At 60.0% G+C, this 23485-nt stretch carries 20 protein-coding genes; 12 read left to right on the forward strand and 8 right to left on the reverse strand.

Annotated elements, in window-relative coordinates:
- The first annotated feature begins 2 nt into the window (after nt 1–2).
- The 10 genes from SPHS8_RS16490 (at nt 3) to SPHS8_RS16535 (ending at nt 12185) form a co-directional block, all read left to right on the forward strand.
- Entirely contained in the window at nt 3–791 is a 789-nt protein-coding gene (locus tag SPHS8_RS16490) for an SDR family NAD(P)-dependent oxidoreductase (RefSeq protein WP_201516511.1), read from the forward strand.
- A gap of 8 nt (nt 792–799) precedes the next feature.
- Nucleotides 800–1843: a zinc-dependent alcohol dehydrogenase gene (locus tag SPHS8_RS16495; RefSeq protein WP_236575227.1), complete on the forward strand. Its 1044-nt coding sequence runs from the start codon at nt 800–802 to the stop codon at nt 1841–1843.
- A 4-nt stretch (nt 1844–1847) separates the two neighbouring features.
- On the forward strand, nt 1848–3515 hold the full coding sequence (locus SPHS8_RS16500) for an FAD-dependent oxidoreductase (RefSeq protein WP_201516512.1): 1668 nt from the start codon (nt 1848–1850) through the stop codon (nt 3513–3515).
- Nucleotides 3516–3614: 99 nt separating this feature from the next.
- Nucleotides 3615–4064: a nuclear transport factor 2 family protein gene (locus SPHS8_RS16505; protein ID WP_201516513.1), complete on the forward strand. Its 450-nt coding sequence runs from the start codon at nt 3615–3617 to the stop codon at nt 4062–4064.
- Nucleotides 4065–4170: 106 nt separating this feature from the next.
- Nucleotides 4171–4944, forward strand: a complete 774-nt coding sequence (locus tag SPHS8_RS16510; protein WP_201516514.1) for an SDR family NAD(P)-dependent oxidoreductase — start codon at nt 4171–4173, stop codon at nt 4942–4944.
- Between the two features lie 21 nt (nt 4945–4965).
- Nucleotides 4966–7098 carry an oxidoreductase gene (locus tag SPHS8_RS16515; RefSeq protein ID WP_201516515.1) on the forward strand — a complete coding sequence of 711 codons (2133 nt, stop codon included), beginning with the start codon at nt 4966–4968 and terminating at the stop codon, nt 7096–7098.
- 11 nt (nt 7099–7109) lie between these two features.
- Complete coding sequence (locus SPHS8_RS16520; RefSeq protein ID WP_236575228.1) at nt 7110–7826, forward strand: SDR family NAD(P)-dependent oxidoreductase; 717 nt, start codon at nt 7110–7112, stop codon at nt 7824–7826.
- A 94-nt stretch (nt 7827–7920) separates the two neighbouring features.
- Nucleotides 7921–9054, forward strand: a complete 1134-nt coding sequence (locus tag SPHS8_RS16525) for a helix-turn-helix transcriptional regulator (protein ID WP_201516517.1) — start codon at nt 7921–7923, stop codon at nt 9052–9054.
- 325 nt (nt 9055–9379) lie between these two features.
- Entirely contained in the window at nt 9380–11656 is a 2277-nt protein-coding gene (locus SPHS8_RS16530; RefSeq protein ID WP_201516518.1) for a TonB-dependent receptor, read from the forward strand.
- Nucleotides 11657–11699: 43 nt separating this feature from the next.
- On the forward strand, nt 11700–12185 hold the full coding sequence (locus SPHS8_RS16535; RefSeq protein ID WP_201516519.1) for a nuclear transport factor 2 family protein: 486 nt from the start codon (nt 11700–11702) through the stop codon (nt 12183–12185).
- Nucleotides 12186–12221: 36 nt separating this feature from the next.
- Here the strand turns inward: SPHS8_RS16535 and SPHS8_RS16540 are convergent, their stop codons facing one another.
- The gene (locus tag SPHS8_RS16540) at nt 12222–12638 is read right to left on the reverse strand and encodes a BLUF domain-containing protein (protein ID WP_201516520.1); all 417 of its coding nucleotides are present in this window, start codon (nt 12636–12638) and stop codon (nt 12222–12224) included.
- Nucleotides 12639–12845: 207 nt separating this feature from the next.
- Between SPHS8_RS16540 and SPHS8_RS16545 the strand changes: the two genes are divergently transcribed.
- Both SPHS8_RS16545 and SPHS8_RS16550 read left to right on the forward strand, forming a co-directional pair.
- Complete coding sequence (locus SPHS8_RS16545; protein WP_236575229.1) at nt 12846–13544, forward strand: SIMPL domain-containing protein; 699 nt, start codon at nt 12846–12848, stop codon at nt 13542–13544.
- Nucleotides 13545–13707: 163 nt separating this feature from the next.
- Entirely contained in the window at nt 13708–14496 is a 789-nt protein-coding gene (locus SPHS8_RS16550) for an SDR family oxidoreductase (RefSeq protein ID WP_201516522.1), read from the forward strand.
- Nucleotides 14497–14653: 157 nt separating this feature from the next.
- Here the strand turns inward: SPHS8_RS16550 and SPHS8_RS16555 are convergent, their stop codons facing one another.
- The 7 genes from SPHS8_RS16555 to SPHS8_RS16585 all read right to left on the reverse strand — a co-directional run bounded on the left by SPHS8_RS16555 (nt 14654) and on the right by SPHS8_RS16585 (nt 23401).
- Nucleotides 14654–16444: a flavin-containing monooxygenase gene (locus tag SPHS8_RS16555; protein WP_201516523.1), complete on the reverse strand. Its 1791-nt coding sequence runs from the start codon at nt 16442–16444 to the stop codon at nt 14654–14656.
- 146 nt (nt 16445–16590) lie between these two features.
- On the reverse strand, nt 16591–16986 hold the full coding sequence (locus SPHS8_RS16560) for a VOC family protein (protein WP_201516524.1): 396 nt from the start codon (nt 16984–16986) through the stop codon (nt 16591–16593).
- A gap of 48 nt (nt 16987–17034) precedes the next feature.
- A complete protein-coding gene (locus SPHS8_RS16565; protein ID WP_097093431.1) occupies nt 17035–17421 on the reverse strand; it encodes a VOC family protein in 387 nt (128 codons plus the stop codon).
- A 68-nt stretch (nt 17422–17489) separates the two neighbouring features.
- Nucleotides 17490–19997, reverse strand: a complete 2508-nt coding sequence (locus SPHS8_RS16570; RefSeq protein WP_201516525.1) for a TonB-dependent receptor — start codon at nt 19995–19997, stop codon at nt 17490–17492.
- A gap of 83 nt (nt 19998–20080) precedes the next feature.
- Nucleotides 20081–21127, reverse strand: coding sequence for a hypothetical protein (locus SPHS8_RS16575; RefSeq protein WP_201516526.1), 1047 nt, complete (start codon nt 21125–21127; stop codon nt 20081–20083).
- Nucleotides 21128–21194: 67 nt separating this feature from the next.
- Nucleotides 21195–21995, reverse strand: a complete 801-nt coding sequence (locus tag SPHS8_RS16580; RefSeq protein WP_201516527.1) for a phytanoyl-CoA dioxygenase family protein — start codon at nt 21993–21995, stop codon at nt 21195–21197.
- Nucleotides 21996–22081: 86 nt separating this feature from the next.
- Nucleotides 22082–23401 carry an aspartate aminotransferase family protein gene (locus tag SPHS8_RS16585; RefSeq protein ID WP_236575230.1) on the reverse strand — a complete coding sequence of 440 codons (1320 nt, stop codon included), beginning with the start codon at nt 23399–23401 and terminating at the stop codon, nt 22082–22084.
- Between the last annotated feature and the right edge of the window lie 84 nt (nt 23402–23485).

Consider the following 23485-nt stretch of genomic DNA (forward strand, 5'->3'; position numbering starts at 1 on the left):
ACGTGATATTGAAGGACAAGGTCGTCATCGTGTCGGGCATTGGGCCTGGCCTGGGACAGGAACTCTCGTCGCTGGCGGCTGCCGAAGGGGCCCATGTCGTGCTGGCCGCGCGTACCCCCTCGAAGCTGGACGCAGCGGAAGCCATGATCCGGGAAGCGGGACATGATGTGCAAGTCCTGAAAGTCCCCACCGACATTTCGAAGCGGGACGATGTGGGGAGGCTGGTCGATGCAACCGTGAAGCGCTTCGGCCGTATCGATGGCCTTATCAACAGTGCCTATATCCCGGGTGCATTTACAGACGTTGTCGATGCTGACCTCGACGAATGGCGACGGACGTTCGACGTAAACCTGTTTGGCACCGTTGGGCTCTGCCAATCCGTCATTCGGCAAATGCGCCAGACGGGCGGAGGCGCCATCGTCAATGTGAACACGCAGGTGACGCGCAAGCCGTGGGTGCAGCAGGCCGCCTATGCCACGTCCAAGGCTGCGCTCGCCATGGCGACGGTGCAGATGGCGACGGAGGTCGGGCGCTGGAACATCCGCGTCAACTCCACCTTCATGGGCTGGATGTGGGGTCATTCGGTCGAACAGGCGCTCGATTACATGGCAAAGGAAAGTGGCCGGAGCGTCGCTGACCTGAAGGCGGAGCAGGAGCGGGGCATTGCCCTTGGCCGCATGCCGACCGATCGCGAATGCGCGCGGCCGATTATCATGCTGCTGTCTGACTATTGCTCCGTGGTGACGGGCGCCAGCCTCGACATCAACGGCGGCGAATTCATGCCGGGTTGAAGGAGGGGATGTTGGAACTATCCACCATGCGCGTCGCGGACTTCATCGATCCGGGACATGTCGCCGCGCGCAGCGATGCGACGCGTCCCGTACCTGCAGCCGGAGAGGTGATCGTTGCTGTCGAAGCCTGCGGCATTTGCGGGTCCGATCTGCACATGTTCCGCAACGGCAGCTATCGCGATCAACTCGTCCGCGCGACGCCGGAGGGCTATCATGTCCCCGGCCACGAATTCGCGGGAACGATAGCCGCCATCGGCGAAGGCGTGGTCGGATGGTCAGTCGGTGAGCGCGTGGTCGGCGTGACGGGTCTGGGCGGCGGCATGGCCGATTATGTGGCTGTGCCCGTCAACCCATTTCAGCTGGTGCGCATGCCAGAAGGCGTGGACATGATTGAGGCAGCCACCACCGAACAATTGGCCGACGGCCTCCAGATGGTGCGCAAGGCTGCGATCAAGCCGGGGGAGCATGTCGTCATCTTCGGTGTCGGCATCATCGGGCTGAGCGTCATCCAGGCCATTCGGGCGCGCGGGATAGAGGCTGGGCAAGTCATCGCGGTCGACGTTCATCAGGCACGATTGGGGGCCGCTCTGGCGCAGGGTGCGACTGCCGTGGTCAACGCCCGCGACGGGGACGTCTTCGATCAGATCGCGGCAATCACCGGCACGGAGGAAGGCTATCAGGGCAAGTCCGCGCGGATCGGCGCGGTGATCGATTGCGCGGGCTACATCAAGCATATGCCCGGTCCGCCGCCCCTGGAAACCGCGCTGCGCCTCATCGACTTGGACGGGGGAAGGATCGTTTGCTTTGGCGCCTATGAGGACAGGATGACGATCGACTTTGGTCCTATGATACAGAAGCAGCCGACAATCATGGGATCGAACGGCTATGCGGCCGAGGAACTGGTCGAAGCCCTGGCCTATATGGCTGAGCGCAAGGTCGATCGTGCGTCTCTCATTTCCCACCGTTTCCCGATCTCGCAAGCACCCCAGGCCTTCGCCGCTCAATGTGCGCCGGAAGCCATAAAGGTGATGCTGACGATGGAAAGGAACTGACGAGGTGGAAGCGTTCGACGAGGAAGTGGACGTCCTGATCGTGGGTTCGGGGGCTGCGGCGCTGACCGCTGCCATTGTCGCCGCAGACAATCGCGCGACGGTGGCGCTCATAGAAAAGGGCGATCAATTCGGCGGGACCTCTGCCACGTCGGGTGGCGTAATCTGGATTCCTGCCAGCCATCTTGCCAAGGCCGCAGGCGCCGATGACAGCCCGGAAGAAGCCGCAAGCTACATAACGGCGTTGGCAGGCGACGATGCCGAGCCGGAGCGCATCAGCGCCTTTGTCGAAAACGCACCGCGCATGCTGGCTTATATGCAGGAGCGGACGGAGGTCCGCTACGCCTCTATTCCCTACACCGACTATCATGCCGAACTGCCGGGCGGAAAGATGGGCTGGCGCAGCCATGACCCTCAGCCGATAGACGGGCGGCGGCTGGGCGCGGATCTTGCGCGGCTGCGGCCGACCCATCCTGCGGGCATGCTGTTCGGCCGGATCAGCTGGACGGCGGCAGAAGCAGCACCGATGATAACGCGCATGCCCGGTTGGCAAAAAATGCTGACCCGCGCGCTTTGGCGGCATTATTCCGATGTCGGACAGCGCCTCCGCTCCACGCGCAGCCGGTTTCTGACTTCCGGCAATGCCCTGCTTGCACGGCTGAAGCTCTCGCTGGACGATCGTCAGGTGGAGATACGCTATCGTCACGCGCTCATCTCCCTGATCGAGCGGAATGGCCGGGTACAAGGTGCAGTGGTGCAAACGCCAGCTGGAACCCGCCGGATCGCCGCGCGGCAAGCCGTCATATTGGCGGCCGGCGGCTTTGAACGTGATGCGGACATGCGGCGGCGCTACCTGACCGGATCGGCCAATCCGGAATGGTCCGGCAGCCAGAACGGCAACACAGGCGATGCGATCCGTGCCGCCCAAGCTGTAGGCGGAGCCACGCGGCGGATGGATTCGGCTTGGTGGGCACCGACGATCAAGGTTCCCGGCGAGGATCGCGCCCGACCTCTCTTCTTCGAGCGCTCGCTGCCCGGATCCCTCATTGTCGATGCCAAGGGCCGCCGCTTCCTCAACGAAGCAGCTTCATACCACAAGGCAGGCGAAGCCATGCGCGATGCGGGCGGAGGGCAGGCCTGGGTGATTTTGGATGCACGGTTCAAATGGCGCTACCCGATGGGACCGTTGATGCCGATGATCCCCAGCTGGATGCATCCAAAGGCTGTACGGCGCATATTGCGCAAGGCGAGCAGCATAAGGAAACTCGCTGTGCAGATCGGGGTCAGCCCGGACGTGCTGGAGAAAAGCGTTGCCCGCTTCAACCATCATGCCAGCCGTGGAGAAGACCCGGATTTCAGCCGCGGTCAGCAACCCTATGACCGCTACTATGGCGATCCGAAGGTAAGCCCCAATCCTAACTTGTTGCCGCTGGAAAAGGCGCCCTTTTATGCTTTGCCCGTCAATGCGGGGGACATCGGCACCAATGGTGGGCTTGCGACGGATGGGAACGGCCGGGTCGTGAATGACATGGGGTCGCCGATCGAGGGCCTTTATGCCGTTGGCAACAGTGCGGCGTCGGTGACCGGGCGCTCCTACCCGGGTGCCGGGTCAACGATCGGGCCAGCCATGACCTTTGGCTACATCGCCGCGCGGCATGCCACGGGTGCGAACTAGCGGGCTTCTGCTTTGCTGCGGCCTTTGTCCATCGGCTTCCCTTGAATTGATCAATTAGCCTGTCCGCCTCTTTGCTACATCGAAAAAAGGAGAGGGTGAATGACCAGCAGCGCAAATCGCGATCTGTTCGTAACAATGTTGACGGCGCTGGGCCGAAAGGACTTTGATGAAGTCGAACGCTGCCTGGCCGAGGATATCCTGTTTGAATGGCCATTTCCCGTCATGGATGGCTTCCCAGTGGAGCATCGCGGCGCACGCTGGTTCCTGGAAGCCATGCAAGCGAGCTGGCGCGACTTTGACGACTATGCCTATCGCATAGAAACCATCCATGACCTGGTTGGAGATGACCAGCTGATCGCCGAATACAGCTCGCACAGCCGGTATATCCCTACCGGCGCCCCATATTCCAATCGCTACATCAGCGTTTTCGATTTTGCTGGCGGGCGGATCACCCGTTGGCGGGAATATGTAAACCCACGCGTCGTCGCCCTAATATTGGGCGAAGGAGCGTCCTGGAGCGAGGACGGCGGAGCACAGCGCCGGGTCTAATCGATTTCGACGTATCCGGGCCGAACGCAAGATGATGTCCTGCATTACACCCCGCGCGTCCCGACTGCCTGGTGGCGGACAGAGGAATAAAGAAAGAGAGTGGATCATGGAAAAGGCAATGTTTCCGGAGGGCGCTGCCCTTGTGTTTGGTGGCAGCGGCGGCATTGGCCGCAGCGTTGCGCAGAGTTTCGCGGAAGCTGGGGCTGACGTCGCGATCGGCTACCACAGCAAGGCGGATGCTGCGCAATCGCTTGCCAGTCAAATTGAAGCAATGGGGTGCAAGGTTTCGGTCCATCGCGGCGACGTGCGCGATCAGGCACAGGTAGAGGCCTTGTTCGAGGCAGCTGTAGCCGCGCACGGCCGGGTCCATACCATTGTCTGGGCCGCCGGGCCTCTCGTCGATCAGGTGATGATAGGCGATATGACGCATGAACAATGGCGCCGGGCCATTGATACCGAGGTGCATGGTTTCTTCAACGCCGTGCAGGCTGCGCTGCCCCATTTCCGCGCGCGTGGCGGTGGCTCCTTCGTAACGCTTGGGTCCGCTGGCCATATGCACTGGCCGGAAAAGGATGGTCTGTCCGTCGCGCCGAAAGCGAGCAATGAGTCGCTGGTGCGCGGCATCGCCAAGGAAGAAGGTCGCAACAACATCCGCGCCAACAGCGTGCTCGTGGGCGTGATCGAAGCGGGCATGTTCCTGGAACTCACCCGCCAAGGCGTCTTCGATGCCCAATGGGTCGCCGAGGTGCAGAAGGGCCTGGCGCTCAAACGCTGGGGCCAGCCCGAGGAGATCGGCCACGCTGCCGTATTCCTGGCGTCCAATCGTGCCGCTTATGTGACGGGACAGCAGATTAACGTCTCGGGCGGCTACGGCATCTGACGCGGCAGGAGAGGGATAATCATGGCTTACCGCCACCTCCTCGCGCCCGGACGCATCGGCGCCATGCCGCTGCGCAACCGCATCTTCATGACGCCGATGGGATCGAACCTGGCGGACGAGGATGGCATCACGGGTGACCGGCTGCGCGCTTATTATGAGGCGCGGGCGAAGGGCGGCGCGGCGCTTATCACCATGGGTTCGGTGTCGATCGGCTATCCCGAGGGATCGGGTAACTGGCGGAACGAAGCGATCTCCGACGAGCGGCATGTGCCCGGCGTCAGGGCGCTAGCCGATGCGGTTCATGCGCATGGTGCAAAGCTCGCGATGCAGCTTCAGCATGCGGGGTTGGTCGCCATGAACGACATGCTCGCCGGGCGTCCGATCTGGACGCCCTCCATTCCAGCGGTCGGCAAGAGCGACGGCGACATGATGGAGGGCTTCCTGGAAGATGAGCTGGCGATCTTCACCGCGCCCTTCGCGGCGATGGGGGAACCCAATTACAAGGTGATGACGGCGCAGGATATCGAGCAGCTGGTGCAGATGTTCGCTCGCGCTGCCGAACGGGCGAAGCGGGCGGGGGTGGATGCGGTGGAAATCCATGCGGGGCATGGATATCTGATCTCGTCATTTCTGAACCCATTAATAAATCAGCGAAAAGACGAGTATGGCGGATCGATCGAGAACCGGTCGCGTCTTCTTTGTGAGATCATTCATGGGATCAGGTCCGCCGTGGGTCCCGACATGCCGATCTGGCCGCGTCTCGACAGCCAGCATTTCCTGATCGACGGCGGCATCACCGTCGAAGACGCCGCCACCACTGCAAGGCTTGCCCAGGAGGCGGGCGCGGACGCCATCCATGTGTCCGCTGACGGGCATCCCGGGCGCGGCCTGACCTATTCGACCGGCCACGCCACAGACATCCGGAACGGCTTCGTCGAGGCGGCCGCGAGGATCAGGGCGCGGGTGGACATCCCCGTCATCTGCCCGGGACGGATCGAGCCCAGGGATGCCGACCGCTTCATCGCGGCGGGAAAGATTGATTTCGTGACGATGGGCCGCAAGCTGTTGGCCGATCCTGCATTGCCCAACAAGCTGAAGGCCGGAAAACCCGACGCGGTGCGTCCCTGCGTCTATTGCTATACCTGCATCAGCCAGATTTTCTTCAGCCGCCCGGTCAAGTGCGCGGTCAACCCGGAGACAGGGTTCGAACGGGAAAGGGCGCTGCATCCTACGGCCCACGCTCAGCACATCGCTGTTATCGGCGGCGGTCCCGCAGGCATGGAAGCCGCGCGGAGAGCGGCGGCAAGCGGCCACCGCGTGACCTTGATCGAGGCAACCGGCGGGCTCGGCGGAACAGCGCGCTTTGCTTCGATCGCCTATGCGCCCAATCAGGGCATCGTCGACTGGCTGAAGCGCGAGATAGCAGCGCAGCCCAATGTCACCATCCGCCTCAACACACGGGCCACGCCTGAACTGCTGAGGGAAATCGCGCCCGACGAGGTGATCGTCGCGACCGGCGCGCGGCGCGAACTGCCGCCTATCCCGGGCGCCGACCGCGACAATGTATTCAGTGGCGACGAGATGCGCAGCCTGATGCTGGCACAGGATCTTGGCCAGCTGAACGGCAAGATCGACGGCAAGACTCGCCTGATGATGCGCGCGGGCAAAGTGACCGGCCTCACCGCTCGTCCCGGCTTCGTCCGCGCGGCCAGCGACTTCTGGATGCCTTTTGGCAAGCAGGTCGTCATCATCGGGGGCGAACTGGTCGGCCTGGAACTGGCGGAGTTCCTGGCCAAGCGCGATCGCCGGATCGTCGTGATCGACGAAGCCTCCCGCATGGGCGCAGGGCTTCAGGTGGTGCGGCGGTGGCGTGTGCTTGATGAATTGAAGCACCTGAACGTCAAGCTGCTGCCCGGTGTCACCGACATCGCCATCGGCGAACGCACCGTCAGCTATGTGAACGGATTTGGCCAGCGCCGGACCGTGGGCGCGGACCAGGTCATCATCGCGAAGGGCGCGCAGGGCGATGCGCGGCTGGCGGACATTTTGCGCGATGCTGGTTTTCAGGTGCGCAGCATCGGCGACGCCAATGGCGTCGGCTATATCGAAGGCGCGATGCAGGATGCGGCGGATGCCGTCGCCGCGATCGGATGAAGGGAGGCGGCATGTTCGATTTCACAGGGCGTCATGTGCTTGTCACCGGCGGGAGCAGCGGCATCGGCGCGGTCATTGCGAGTGCCTTCATGGAGGCCGGTGCGCGGGTGATCATCACGGGCACGCGAGAAGCGGTCGAACCGCAGTTGATCCCTGCCGGCGCAGAATATCACAGCCTCCGCCTGGAGGATCGGGACAGCGTCCACGGACTCGCAAACAGCCTCGGCAAGCTCGACATATTAGTGAACAATGCGGGCGGAACTTCGATGCCGGAGGATTTCGACGCTGCGATAGACGCCAACCTGAAGGGGGTGCATGCCCTGACCAGCGCTTGCATGCCCCTGCTGGAGCAGAGCGATCATGAAGGCGGCGCGGCGGTGGTGATGATCGCATCGATGATGGCGATATTCGGCAATTCCATGTTTCCCGGCTACAGCGCCGCCAAGGCTGGGATGCTGCTACTGACCAAATCGCTGGCACAGCAATGGGGCGGCAAAGGGGTTCGCATCAATGCGCTGGCGCCCGGCCCTGTTCGCACGCGCATGACCGAGCGTTATGCCGACGATCCTGTTTATGGCCCGGCGACCGCGCAGCGCATGGCGCTTGGCCGTTGGGGAGAGCCCAAGGACATCGCTGGTCCCGCATTGTTCCTGGCCAGCCCCGCGGCGGCATTCATTACCGGAGAATGTCTGGTGGTGAGCGGTGGCTACATGATCGCAGAGGCGTAAGGGCCGCTCGGCTGCTGCGCAATTGGCAACATCTGTTCAAGCCTCTACCATGCTGGAAACGGCCGCACAGGGCCGGTGCGGGAGAGGCACGAAGATGACTGACGATGCGAGCAGGCGGATGGAATTTTCGCGCCTGATGCTGGCCTTGAACCAGGGGCTGCTGGGCGATGACCCGTGGCGCGAATTTCTGTTGATGCTGCGCGACCAGACCAATGCCCGTTACGGAACGCTGATCCTGACGCCGCCGGATCTTTCGCTCACCACGATGATCACGCCGACTGCGACCAGCGAGTCCATAAAGCGCTATCTGGACCGCTATCTGGAGATCGATCCGTTCGTGAACCTGCCCGAGGGCAAGGTCATGACGCTGTATGAATATGTGGGAGAGGCGGCGCTCAAGAACTCCGCCTATTACAAGGAATGGATTGAATCCATGGACGGGTCCCATGTGCTGGGCGTCGATCTGCGCATGAGCGGCGGGTTCGAAGCGCGTCTGCGCCTGACCCGTGCTCCGGGCGGCGATCCCTTCAATCGCGAGGAAACCAGCCGGGTAGAGGAAATCGTCCCGCATCTGCGGCAGGCGATCGAATTATATCAGAGACTGGAAACATCCAGATCCGAACAGGCCGTGATGATCGGCGCGATCGAACAGTTCGCGGTCGGCACCGTCATTCTGGACCATGATCTGAAGGTGTTGAAGGTCAACGAGGTTGCGGCATCAATCCTGGCGGATGGCGACGGCATCGGGCTGGTGGGAGGCCGTGTCGCCCTTACCAACCCATCCCGCGACGCCGAATTCCGTAAGAGGCTGAAGGCGGCCGCGTCGGAATGCGGCAACGGGGGAGGCCGGTTCGTTTTCCTGGCGGAGCGTCCTTCCGGTCATCGCGACATCGGAATGGTCGTGCAACCGGTGCAGATCCCCGGTTTCATGCATACCGGCAGTTCGCCCGCCCTCGCGCTGTTCCTGGGCGACCCGGAGCGGCAGTGCGTCGTGACAGCAGATGCCGTGCGCAAGCTCTTCAACTTCACACCGACCGAGGCGTCGATTTCCGCGTCGCTCGCCAATGGTGTGTCAGTCATCGATACCGCGCACCGGCTAGGCATTGCTGAAAACACGGTGCGATCACATCTGCGGTCAATCTTCGCTAAAACGGGGGTCGCCCGGCAATCGCAGCTTGTTCACCTGATCCACACCAGCATGCCGGAACTGACGCTGCCGCGTGGCTGATCTCTTCGATTTGACTTAATCGATATGGAGGTGTCGTCCCTCCCTTAGCTGCGCGATGCTCCTCGAGACGATCTGCTGAAGGCAGACGCGAGACGAGGAGAGGAGGGGCTGCCACAAGGCGCCTCATGGCCAACGCGAATAGGGTCGGATTGCGATCCTCGCGAATGCGCGCCATGCGGATCAGCCGGGCAGCCTTAGCCACTCCCTCCGTTCGCGACGCAGCCAGTGATGCCTTCGTCGGGCGCTGGCGTAGAGAATGGGGAGGAACAGCATGTCTCGAATTTTCTGTTGCGCATTATTGAGCTGTGTCGCGCCGAGCGCCCTCATGACAGGTGTCGCCCGTGCGCAGGACAGTGCTCCAGCAGCGGGCAGGGCCGAGGCTGGCCTGACCGACATCATTGTGACGGCGCGCAAACGCTCTGAAAATATCCAGAATGTTCCAACCGCAGTCACTGCAATGGATGCGAAGCTGATCGCGGATCTCCAGATCGAAAGCTTTCAGGATGTCGGCAAGACGGCGCCGAACGTGGTTATCCAGAAGCAGGCCGGATCGCCGACCGCGCCCCAATTCAATATTCGCGGCGTATCTTCGGGATCGATCAACTTCCAGATCGATTCCGGCGTCGCTCTCTATATTGATGGTGTGTATCTAGGACGGCCGGGCAATTCCGCATTCGACCTCGCAGATATCGAACGGATCGAAGTGCTGCGCGGACCGCAGGGCACTTTGTTTGGCCGTAACTCCACCGGCGGCGCAATCAGCTTCGTGACGGCAGGGCCGACCGGCAAGTTCGGCGTCGTCGTTGACGGCACCATCGGAAATTACCAGCGGCGGCGGGGGCGGATTACCGTCAATACACCGGAATGGAATGGCTTGTCCGCGCGGGTCACCTATGTGCATGATGAAAATACCGGCTATGTGAAGAATAGCGGTCCGCGCAGAACCTATCTGTTTCCGGAACCTTTCGGGCCGCAAACCAGCGCGGACAGTTTCGGCGCGAACAACAATGAATCCGTTTTCGCGGCGGTACGCTATTCTGGCATCGACAATCTGACGCTCGACTATCGGTTCGACTATGCCGATCTGGTGACGACGCTCGATGCGATGCAGTTGTTGAACGGCGGTGCGGCCTTTGGCGCGATCACCAATTTTCCCAACCAACCTGCTTTAGGCGGAACGGCGGTTGAGAGTTTGAGGCGGTTGGACCGCGTGCCGATCGACGGTTTGGCTGCCGCGAGCCAGAAGACCTGGGGACATAGTCTTACGGCGGTCTATGACCTGAACGATGCGCTCAGCGTCAAATATATCGGGGCTCTTCGCGGCTTCAAGGTGAACAGCACTTCCGATCTGGATGGCAACGCGCTTGTCGATCCTTATGGCGGGACGGGCGGTTATTTCCAGGCATTGGGCGCAGTGAGATACGCCAAGCAACGGCAATGGTCCCACGAACTCCAGCTGCTGGGCCATATGGACCGATTGGATTTCGTCGGCGGCCTGTTCTACTATCGCGAGAAAGCCTTCCTCAACAGCCCGGTGATCTTCGGCCTGGTGGCGCAACCCGGCCAGCCGATCCCGATCGTCAACCCGGACAGCTATCTGGCCGGTGGCGACCTGTTGCGAGTGCTTAACAAGTCTTACGCCGCCTATGCCCATGTGGATTTCCGGTTGACCGACGAGCTGGAGCTGAGCGCGGGCACACGTTATTCCAAGGATGATCGAACGGAGAACGACCTGCTGGCGGCTCCGCGTACCCCCACGGTGCCGCGCGGCAGCTTCCGGGCGAAGCAGGGGCGCTTCGACTATGACGCCTCCATTCGTTACCGCTTCGCGCCCGACAGCAGCGTCTATGCCAAGTTCACCACCGGGTTCGTTTCAGGCGGTATCTTCCATGGCGCGGAATTCGAGCCTGAGACGATCAAATCCTATGAAGTCGGCCTTAAATCGGAATTCCTGAACCGGCGCGTCCGCGTCAACCTGGCGCTGTTCCAGGCGGATCGCAAGGCGCTTCAGGTTACCGGTTTCGATCCAAACCAGGGCGGCAACATCCTGCTCAACACTGGCACGGAGCGGGCGCGCGGTGTCGAGGTCGAAACCACCGTGGTGCCGGTGGATGGCCTGACCCTCAACGCCAATTACGGCTTCACCGATGTGAAGCCCAAGGCGGAATCGTCCAATCCCGCCGCGACGCCGGTGCGGTCCTACCAGCCCCGGCATACCGCCTATCTCGCGGCGCAATATGAAGCGGCGGCCTTCCCGGACGGCACGACGCTGAGCTTCCGCGTGGATGGCCAATATGAGGGCAAGCATTACCGGCTTCAGTGCCCGATCGGCGCGCTGCAGTCGCCGACCGAAGGCTGTCTGGGGAGCGGAGACGCTGCGCTTGATCGCGCGCTGGTCATTCCTTCGAGCTGGCAGATCGGCGCCCGCATGACCTTTGCCGATATCCCGCTTGGCAGTGTGAAGGGACGGATTTCGCTGTGGGGCAAGAACCTCAACAATTCGGACAAGCCGGAATTCCTCTTTCCCGTATTCGATACCTGGACTGTCGGAACCTTCCAGGCGCCGCGCACCTATGGCGTCGATTTCGGCGTGGAGTTTTGATGGGACCGCGTTCGAACCTTATCGCAAAATTTGAGGATTGGTCATGATGATACGGCTCGAAGACATAGAGCTCATCAAGCAGCTGAAACATAAATATTGCCGGTATCTGGATACGGCCGATGCAGAAGGCCTTGCCTCCGTCCTTACGGCAGACATCGTCGTCGATTATGTTGGCGCCAGTTATCACTTCCATGCCGAGGGCCGCGATGAGGTGGTGTCTCTGCTCCACGCGGCCTTCCATGAGGACTTCGTCGGTTGTCATACCGTGCATCAGCCCGAGATCAACGTGACGAGCGATGATCGGGCGGAGGGCCGCTGGACGCTTACCGACTATGCCATGGACTTCCGTACGGGCATGGAAACGAGCGGCGCCTGCCTCTATCGTGATGAATATCGCAAGGTCGATGGCCAATGGCAGATCGCCCGGTCCTCCTACCGCCGCCTGTATGAGCGGATGGAGAAGCCGGCGGTGGCGCCCAATTTCACGTCGCGCTATCTTGCGGAGAAGGCCGCCAATCCGGAAATCTGATGGCGTGGGTGCTGATCGAGGGGTAAGCGGAGCGGCTCATGCATGTCCCATCATGGCGGATTCGGACATGAATTGGGCTAATGCTTCGACACAGTCTTCGCGGGCGCGCGCCGCGTCGGTTAGCAGCCGTTCAATCCTCCGCTCACCCGATCTCGCGGGGGGTACATATGCCAGCGACCAGGTGACGAACCGGCGGCAGGGATATGCGCCCTCTGCGATGGTGCGGATATCTTCGTGCCGGAGGTCATCGAGGATGATCCGCTGCAATGTGTCCACCGAAGTCGCGGGGCCTTCAAGATATTGCGCGAAATGGCGGCCGGTGAACAGCAGTGCGCCCGTGACCTGGAGCTTGCGATTGCGAGGTATCGAGTCCCTGACGATATCCGCCACCAGCTCATCGGACTCGTCCTCGGCAAGCCTGCTCGTGCTGATGTAGAACCATCGGAAAATCATTTAGCGAACTCCGGGATTGTCGATCGTCATTACAGGAGAAGCGGCTGCCCCGTCTCCAACTCACTAGGGTTAAGCAGAAAGTCCCAACCGTGGGCCCAGCCTTTCGCTCAGCTTCGCTTCATCTTTCGTGGGGCACGTTCGGCTTCACCGCAAAGCTCAGGAGAGATGATGTCCGTTGCTAAATTGTGTTTGGCATTGAGCCCGCTGATGCTCCTCCATGCCTGTGATCGAGAGCCGCGCGACCCGCGTGGCGTTGGTCATGATGAAACGCTGCTGTCCGTCAGCGCAACGGGACAGGGCGACACGCGTCCTGATCAGGCCCAGTTCCAGGCTGGTATCAATAGCTGGGCGAAATCAGCCGCCGAAGCCACTGCCGCGAACCAACAGTTGATTGGAAAGATCGTGGACGCACTTTCCGGTGCAGGGATAGCGGAGAAGGACATCCAGACACGGAGCCTGAGTGTGCAACGGCTCGATTGGGGCGATCGCAAAGGCCAATATCAGGCCAGCAACATCATCAACGTAACCGTGCGGGACGTTGATCGGGCATCCGCCGCAGTGACAGCGGCTACCACGGCGGGTGCCAATGTCCTGAGTGGTCCCGATCTGCGCATGGCTGATCCGGAGAAGGCGGCGAACTCCGCATACACGGCAGCGTACAAGGCCGCGCATGCGCGCGCTGAGGCCTATGCCGATGCGGCAGGAATGACTATCGCGCGCGTGCTGTCGATACGCGATGCAGGCGGCACCCAAGGGAACCGCTATCTGCCGGGTGCGGTGCCGGTAGCGCCCCCACCCATCGCGGTCGAACAATCCGCCGCCAACGCTTCGAATGTGCCGTTGATGCCGGGGCAGACAACGAGCACAGTCGCCGTGCAGGTGGATTTCGCACTCAAGCCGAAATAGGCGCTCTATCTAACCGCGATCGAAGCAGCCGTTAGCACGAACGGCGATCATGTTATTTGTACTTTGCGTAGCCATGACTTTAGGAGGGGTGGCATGCTGGGCCTTCGCAACAGCAGGCCGGTCCACTAACGCCGAGCGTGACGAGAAAATTGGGAGAGAGTAGATGAGCGGTCGATTGAGCGGCAAACGGGCCATGATCCTTGGCGTCGCTCTACAGAATGTCGGCGCCGCCATCGCGCGTACCTATATCGATCATGGTGCACAGGTCGTCATTGCCGGTCGCAGAACGGAACCGCTGCAACAGATTGCGGACGAGATCGGGGCGGAATGGGTTGCCTGCGACATCACCGACGAAGCCAGTCTCAACAAGGCGGTGGAGGATGCCGCCGACAAGATGGGCGGGCTCGACATCGGCGTCAACAGCACTGGCTGGGGCTTGCTCAAGCCGTTTCTGGAAACAAGCCGTGACGAGCTGGAGCGCATGGCCGCTGTCCAGTTCACCGGGCCGTTCCAGTTTTTCCAGGCGCTGGTGCGGAACATGCAGCATGGCGGGTCCATCATCCAAATCTCATCGGTGACGGCGACGATCATGTTTGAGGATCATGCCGCCTATATGGGCACCAAGGCCGGTATCGATCACGTCATCCGCACGATCGCCAATGAATTTGGCGACAGGGGCATTCGCGCCAACAGTATCGCGGCTGGCGGCGTCGCGGATGCACCCATGTCCGGCGGGGGAATGGCCATCCCGGCGATGCGCGAACTTTATATGCGAGAGATCCCCCTCCGGCGACCGGGCATGTCTGCGGATATCGCCAACGCCGCGCTATGGCTGGCGAGCGAAGAGTCGAGCTTTGTTACAGGCCAGGTGATCCATGTCAGTGGCGGCCAGACGCTGCGGCGTAATCCGTCCATTGCGGAAGTCTATGCCATTTTCGGGGCAGAGCAATGAACCTATGATGGAGATTGGCCGACCTTCCGCAAGATGAAGGTCAAGCCAGATTGAAGCGTCACTACAGCACTTTGCCACCCGGAGGCGGGCCGACTCGAACTTCCGGATTTCGGTGCACGAAATCGGCACCAAAATCCGGATAGCTTCGTCGCTGTCTCTAGGCTTCCGAATTCCTGGAAACTTCCAGTCCTTCGAGATCGCCCTTTTCGCGCCATTTCTTCAGTTCTTCGAAATAGGCCAGGGTGCCACCGGCATAGGGAGCGTTGCGGGCCATCTTGTGGTCGCCGAGCGATCCTTCGTTGTTGTAGAAGCCGGGAGTGCATTCGGAGGAGAACTTGCCGGTGCCCGTCAGATGCGACATCAGCACGCCAAGCCAGTCTTCCTGCGCCTGCTCGGTCGGTTCGAAGGCGCGGGCATCCAGATCGACCATGCGCTTGATCGTGTAGGCGGTCTGTGTCGCGACATTATCGAGAATGGGAACGACGTTGACGCCGGTGCCGCCCTGGACCAGGCTGGACATCAGCAGGTTGGGGAAGCCCTTCGTATACATGCCATGCAGGGTGGCGGCGCCGTCCTTCCACGCGTCGGTCAGCGACTGCCCGCCTTTGCCGTACAGTTCAAAGCCCAGGCGGCGGGTATAGCCGGTCGAGACTTCGAAGCCCGATGCATAGACGAGGCAATCGACGGGATATTCGGTGCCGCCGACCACCACGCCGGTGGGGGTGATGCGCTCGACACCCTTGCCGTCGGTATCGACCAGGGTGACGTTGGGACGGTTGAAGCTTTGCAGATATTCGTCATGGAAGCAGGGGCGCTTGCACATGGTGTTATACCAGGGCTTCAATGCCTCTGCCGTGGCGGGATCCTGCACGATCTGATCGATGCGGGCGCGAATGCCCTCCATGCGGGCGAAGTCGGCCAGTTCATACTGATCGTCATCAGCCGCGCCGCCTTCGAAATTGACGCCGCCTGAAATCTGCGTCCAGCCATCGTTGATGAGGTCCTGCTCGACCGGCTGACCGGCGACCAGCGCCTCGAAATTCTCGATCCGCTCCTGCTGCCATCCTGGCTGGAGCGAAGCCGCCCATGCAGGATCGGTCGGCTGGTTGTTCCGCTCACCCACGCCGGACGGCGTGCGCTGGAAGACGTAGAGATGCTCTGCGTCGCGGGCGAGGTTGGGCACCGCCTGCACCGCGGTCGCGCCGGTGCCGATGATGCCGATGCGCTTGTCCTTCAGGCGATCCATCGGCGTGGTCGGGCTGCCACCGGTATAGGCATAGTCCCAGCGGCTGGTATGGAAACTGTGTCCCTTGAACGTTTCGATCCCCGGGATGCCCGGCAGTTTGGCCTTGTGCATGATACCGCCGGCGATGACGAGGAAGCGGGCCGCCAGCACGTCGTCATGGTTGGTGCGCACCAGCCAGCGGGCGCGTCGCTCATCCCAGCGCACTTCCGTTACTTGCGTCTGGAACAATGCGCGGTCGTAAAGGTCGAAATGGCGGCCGAGCTGCTGGCAATAGCCGAAGATTTCCGCCGCCTTGGCGTATTTCTCCGTCGGGATGTAGCCGGTTTCCTCAAGCAGCGGCAGGTAGATATAGCTTTCAATGTCGCAAGCCGCGCCCGGATAGCGGTTCCAATACCAGGTGCCGCCGAAGTCGCCTGCCCGATCGATGATGCGGAAATCCTCGATGCCTTGCTGCCGCAGGCGCGCACCGGTGAGGAGCCCACCGAAGCCGCCGCCGACGATTGCGACCTCTGTTTCTTCGACGATCGCCGGGCGCGCAAAGCCTGGTTCGACATAAGGGTCGGCGTCGAAGTCGCGGAAAACGGCGTTGGGATCAAGATACTGGTTCGGACCATCGGCCCGCAGACGCTTGTCGCGTTCGATGCGGTATTTTTCTCTTAGCGCTTCAGGAGATATCCGGACTGCTGTTTTAACATCGCTCATGAGCTAGCTCCAAAATCTTCAAATTCATCTTCGAATATCATCCCGCGATGCGCCACTTCAGTATAGACCATGCGAGAGGCAATCAGTCCCGACCGTCCTGTTGAGAGGACGGCGGGACTCGTCGCCCGTTCCTTCATTTGCCGTGGTCAGGCGACAAATTGCATGACTTCGACTTTATGACCCTCGGGGTCGGCCACGATCGCATAGCGGAACTTATGCTCCTCGAGCGTCTCAGCCGCTCTGGCGATGCTGCCGCCCGCGGCCAGCGCTGCAGCCACGACGGCGTCCACATCGTCGACTATGAAGGCAATCGCTGCCTCTCCCGGCGTTGGCGTAGGCCTGTTCACATAATGCATCAAGGCGAGTTGCTGGTTGCTTTCTCCCCCTTCTGCTTTTAGGAAAATCTCTATGTGGGGCTCTTCGGTTTCGAGGCCGTCGAAGCGTCCCACTTCCTTCATTCCGAAAGCGTCGCTGTAGAAACGCACCAATGTCTCTGCATCGCCAACCATCAGTTTGAAATAATATAGGGAAATCTTGCTCATCGGTTTTTTCCTATCGTGATCAAATCACTGAAATATGGTCTATGTTTGTCAAAGGCCGAACTGCATGACCTCGATGGCGTGACCTTCAGGATCGGTAATCGTTGCCCAGCGGAAATTATATGCCTCCAGCGTTTCGGCCGGTAGGATTATGCCGCCGCCTCTGGCTTGCGAAGCCGCCACGACTTCGTCCACATTTCCAACCGTGAAGGCGACCCTGACTTCGCCAGGCTGGGGCGTGGGCTTGTTGAAATATTGCATCAGGCACAATTGTTCGGTCTCTCCTGCCGACAGATATATCTCCAGGTGAGGGCGTACATGTTCGGGTTCGTGAATACGCCGGATTTCCTTCATTCCGAAGACCTCACGATAGAATGGCGCCAAAGCCTCCGCATCGTCGACCATCAACTTGACGTAATAAAGGGAAGTATTGCTCATCGATTTACCTCTTTGCGATCAAATTACCGGCTTTTGATATTCAATTTCCTGATGCCTCTATGCTCGCCCTAAAAGGAGTAGCGTGCACGAACGCCGTACATGCGTGGCTCGCCATATAAGGTGGCAGAGTAGAGAACCGAATTGAACACATTGCTGTTGGACACCCGGTACAGTTTGTTGGTGATGTTGGTGCCGTAAAGGCCGAGATCCAGATTGCTCCCGCCGATTTTCTTCCAATCGATCGACAGGTTGAGCGTGCCAAACGCCTGCAGCTTTTCGCCAGGCTCGTTCGGCGGGACTATGGTGCCCGACGTGTGCTGCGAAGACGTATGTGAGTAGATCGCGAAGAACGAGATCGTGCCGAGATCGCCGCCAAGCGATTGTTCAGCCGAGGCATGAATGCTGTAGATGTAGGGCGAGACATATTGGAACGGCAGACAGGTCAAGTTTGCGGTGCCAGGCGCGCTGACGAAGTTGCCCGAGCAGTCCTGTACCAGCACGCTCGGTTGATATTCGTACCGCTTATATTTGGCGTCGGTGTAGCTGAATGTGCCGCCGATCTCCACGCCGGGGAACGGCCGTAGCGAAGCTTCCGCCTCTACGCCCTGAATGCGGGCATCAGCCTTCAGAACCTGAGCGCCAGCAGCCTGCGTGGCAGGATTGAAATCACCGGCCGCTCGCTGGATATCCTTGTATGTCAGGTAATAATAGGTGGCATTCAAACGGAGCGGCATGCCGGCAATGCGGACGTCCGACTTGAAGCCGCCTTCATAAGAAGTGACATATTCGGGCGGGAATGTACGGGTGTTCGCAAAGACGGCGTTGGCGTTGATGCCACCGGCCTTGTAGCCGCGACTGACCTTTCCGTACAGCAGCAGGGCAGGAGATACCCTATAGTCGAGGCCGATATTCCACGTTGGCGCATTGGTCTTCAGATTAGCCGAAAACTGACAATCGGAAGGCGTGGTGGCTGGGATCGTGGGATCGGTATAGCAGGCGACAAAGCCCGGGCCCGCCTGATACAAATTCGCCGTTCCGCTCACCTTGTCCCAGGTATGGCGATATCCGCCCGTGAGCTTCAAATTTGCGAGGGCAGGGGTAAGCAGGCCTAGGTCCAGCGTCGCTTGCGCATAGAGCGCCTTCGACCTGTTGGTGATTGAATATCTGATGTCGTATCCCGGGCAGAAACCGGTGAAGGCGGCAGGGCAAAAGCCGACAGAACCGGCACCCTGATTTGCTACCGGACGCTGGTCGTAGAGAAATGCGCCGGTGGTGAATGTCAGAAGATTGTCGAGCAGATTGCCCTGCAGTTGCAGTTCCTCGGTGAAAACTTTCAAGTCGTCCCTTGGAAGATCGGTCAATGTCGCATTCAGGTATGTAAGCGGCGTTCCATCGCCCGGCAAAACTGCCTGTCCCGGCGCAGGATAGCGCCGTGGGTCATTATCTTCCTGTTGGAAGACGCTGCCGTCGCTATCGATGCTGTAGGATGACCTGAAACGCTGGTAGCTTACAATGTTGCGGAGGGTCAGTTCGTCGTTCAACGCTAGCGAGGAGGTGTTGGTTATGCCCCACGTCTTCGTTTTTTGATAGGAGTCGGTGCCATGAGCCGTCTGCCGGGGACCGCGGGCTTCTGAATCGGCGACAGCCGCCCGGTACACATCACATGACGCGATCACGCCGGGGATGGTCGGGCCTTCCTGACAAAAGCCGAGCGTGGGGTCTGACAATGCAGCGATGTTAAACCCAGTGTTGACCGTGCCGGTGCCATTATTCCTGGAATTGGCTCCATATGCCATGGTGTAGTTCTCAAACCCCTCGAAGGGCTTGAGCGTCAGGCCGATGCGTCCAGAATACCAGTGGGTGTTGTCGCGATCCTTGTCCCAGACTACATCATAGGTGTAGCCGTCACGGTCATGATAGGCACCTGCAACGCGCAGGAGAACCTTGTCATCGACGATCGGCACGTTGATCGCGCCTTCCAACTGCTTATTATCGTAGTTGCCGAACTTGGCCTGCGCATAGCCTTCAAATCTGTTCGTCGGTTTGTGCGGGACGAGGAGAACGGCGCCGCCAGTGGTGTTGCGGCCGAAGAGCGTGCCCTGCGGCCCATTCAGAACCTGCACATTCTCCAGATCGACGAAGTTCCCGGCGCCGCCCTGCTGCGGGGTTGAAATGGACGCGGGCAGCGAGACTTCGTTGAGGTACACCACTACACCAGGAGACGCCTGGAAGGTCGCACCCTGGCCGCGGATCGTGAAGCTCTGCGCTTCACGCGAAGGATTTCCGTTATTGCCCACGACCAGGGAGGGAACTGTCGCTTGCAGGTTTTGCGCCTCCGTAACGCCTTGCTGCTGTAGACGCTCAGGAGAAAAGGCCGTGATCGCTATAGGCACGTCTTGCGCGCGCTCATCACGGCGTTGGGCGGTCACGACGATATCGTTCGAAGGAAAGCTGTTAGGATCGGGCTCCGCAACGGCTTGATCTTGACCCTGGGCCTGCACATTCTGGGGAATGGCGACAGGCAAAAGAGTAACTGAACATAATAAGGCGATGCGAATCCTAGTATATCCGACCATTTAACAGCCTCCCTTTATTCGTTTAATGTCGTGCCAAAATCTATTGGCTGTCGTTATTCATCAGTAATTGGCGACGAGCTTCTTCATTCTGCCACCAGATCGTATATTGCGGGCATGATCGTAGGCGAGCCTGGCTCGAACACGCTGGTGAGCAACTGGATGAACTCGGGGTCGTGGAGCGGATAACTCGGCGTTTTGAAAGCTATGCCGCGTGCGCGCAGTTCCGACAGGAAGATATCGAAAACCTGCTCATGAGACAGGTCGTCACTATGATCCAGCGCGACCGTCATTTCATCCAGGTCCATGTACATGTCGGCGCCCCAATGGAATAGCAGGCGGATCTCGTCGGCGGGCAACTGCTGAATGACGTTTCCATCCGTCTTGATTTGCCAGCCGTCTGAATCGGGGTCGGCTGCGATCACCGAGTTGATTGCCAAGCCTTCGGGCTTGCGCATTTCAGCCGGGCCGCATGCATTGGCGCCGTGATACATGACCTCATTTTCCACGACGGCAGCACGGCCCCACATTGGCGCATAAAGCTGTTTGGGCTGCCCCTCGGGGCCGTCAGGCCAATAGGTGAAGCCGCCGCCGATCTGCCCCTTATAGTACCAGGTCAGAACCTGCGCTTTCTTGACCTGCCAAGGGCGAAACAGCCCGCATTTGGTCATAAGCCCGATAAGCCAGCCGGGTGTGTTCTGAATGGTCACGCCCCGATAGTCGGCGCCATCGACATGAGGCGCCCCGCCCGCACCGGCGGGTCCCTGAATATTGCAGAGCATGAGGTTTGGCGCTGCATATTTGGCGCCCCAATAACCCCGGGCGAGATCAAGAAACTTGCTGTTGTAGAAGCAATCCTCAACCTCTGGGTAAAGGCTTGCATAGCCGCGGCCGAGCGTTGACCGAAAGACGGGGCTGAGGAACATGTCCCACATCGGTACGAATCCTTCAGGAAGTGAGCCGGATGTTGCACCGATCACCTCTTCAGGCGAACTGAATTCCTGGGAGAGGATCGTCGTCCAAGGGCCCTTATTGCGCAAGACAGAGAAAAGCCGCTGCCGCTGATCTTCGCTGAACGCGTTCTCTATAAGCTGAGGCTCAGCGATCGGTCGCAGGAAAGAATGCGTGTTCATGATTTCTCCTTTTGCTGCCGGAACAGCCAATTGTTTTTGTGTTATCGCTGTGAGAGAAAGATATCCCTCAGCTTTCCCTAAGTGCTTTCAATGGATCAGCCTGCGCTCCGGCATGGCCGTATCCATATTTGGGACCGACCTGATATCCCATGAGTTTGAGCAGATCGTCAGGCAAGGTCCGCGCGATTTCCGGGGGGCAGGCGATATATTGATTTTCGCCTTGTCGCAGCCATCCAAGGGAATAGTTTATCGCCTGCGCAATACGCACATCATTCGACCGGTTGTTGCCGCCGGCATGCCAAAGCTTGCCTGAGAAGATCAGCACTGATCCCCGCTTCATTTCTGCCGGCAGCGTGTCTTCCATTTTGTAATGGGCAGGCGGACGAGCATGGCTTCCGGGGACGATCCGTGTAGCACCATTTTCTTCAGTGTAGTCGGTGACAGCCCATAGAGTGTTGCAACAGGCGATGCAGTCATCGGGGAAAATGAAATCATCATACAGTAGTTCATCTGTATGAATGACTTGCGCCGGAGCACCCGGGTTGAGCGAGATCATCTCGGTCGTGCAAATCTGGAACGTCGATGCGCAGGTGAGAATATTCTTGACCACGCCCAGGACCAGCGGGTTCATCGCCAGATCGCGCCCGGCGGCCGATCGGGCGATCAGCTTGCCCACCCGTTGCGCATAGTCCCCGCCCCACTCTGCGTCGGTCAGCTGAGCCTGCGGATTGAATGGCTGCATGTCCGATCGGACCTGATCCATCACCGACTCAGGAACCAGGCAATCGATAATGACATGACCATGTTCCTGCATTACTGCAGTGGCTTCTTCGATCGTCGCCGTATTTGGCAGATGCTGCACGCTCATTGTGAAGCTCCTTCATCGAGCTTGTACGGTCGTCATCCCGGCTTCTTGGGAGATGTCGTCCGAAACAGATTTAAACCGAAACTGCGTCACCTCGTTTTTCTAAGTATGTCGAAGAGTGTTTGCGTGATGCGATCGATCTGGTCTCGATCGATGATGAGTGGCGGCGACAATGCGATGGTGTCACCGTTGGCGCGGACCAGAAGCCCCTTTTCAAAGCAGTCCACAAATACATCAAAGCCGCGTGATCCGGGGTCATCGGGTCGGGGCAGAAGCTCGATTGCGGCGACCAGGCCCATGGCCCGGATATCGGCAATGTGCGGCGCATTCTGCAATGAGAGCAGATTGCGCTGCCAATGCTCTTCAAGTTCCGCAGCGCGCGTGAAGAGGCCTTCGCGCTGATAAATGTCGAGGCTGGCAAGACCAGCTGCGCAGGCGGCCGGGTGGCCGGAATAGGTGTAGCCGTGGAATAGCTCGATCGCGGCCTCGGGCCCCTGCATGAGGGCGTCGTGGACGTAGCGGGATGTGAACACCGCACCCATCGGCATGGCGCCGTTGGTCAGCCCCTTCGCCGTCGTCATGATGTCCGGTACGACATCGAAATGCTGGGCTGCAAAGGGGCTGCCCAGGCGGCCGAAGCCGGTGATGACCTCATCGAAGATCAGGAGGATGCCGTGCCGCGTCGCGATTTCGCGTAGCCGCTTCAGATAGCCCTGTGGAGGCAGCAACACCCCTGTCGAGCCAGCAACCGGTTCGACGATAACCGCAGCGATCGTTTCCGCGCCATGGAGTTGGACGAGCCGCTCCAGATCGTCGGCCAGTTCGGCGCCATGTTCGGGAAGGCCCTTGCAGAAAAGGTTGCGGCTTGGATCGTGGGTATGCCGCATGTGATCGACGCCATGGAGGGTGGAGAAGGCGCGTCGATTATTGACCAGCCCCCCTACTGAAATGCCGCCAAAACCGACGCCATGATAGCCACGCTCACGCCCAACCAGCCGAGTGCGTGTGCCTTGACCAATCGCGCGCTGATAGGCGAGAGCGATCTTGAGCGCCGTGTCCACGGATTCCGAGCCGGATCCGGTGAAGAATATCCGGTCGAGACCCGCGGGCGCTATTTCGGCCAGGCGTTCTGCAAAGCGGAAGGCAAGGGGATGACCTAGTTGAAAGCTTGGTGCGTAGTCCAAGCCCTCCAACTGGGCGGCGACCGCTGAAGCAATCTCTTTACGGCCATGGCCAGCGTTGACGCACCACAGGCCAGCTGACCCATCGAGGATGTCGCGTCCGTCATCGCTGCGGTAATACATGCCGGATGCTTCGACCAGCATCCGCGGCGCTGCCTTGAACTTCCGATTAGGCGTGAACGGCATCCAATAAGCATCGAGTGCTACGCTGTTGGTCAAAGTCTTCATTTGATCATCCGTCAATTTGTTGACATGTTGACCGTTTATCCAGGCATGCCGCAAGGCGTTTTCAGCTTTTAAGAAGATCCTTGA

Origin of the sequence: Sphingobium sp. S6 (assembly GCF_905120495.1) — a bacterium.
GTDB lineage: Bacteria > Pseudomonadota > Alphaproteobacteria > Sphingomonadales > Sphingomonadaceae > Sphingobium > Sphingobium agri.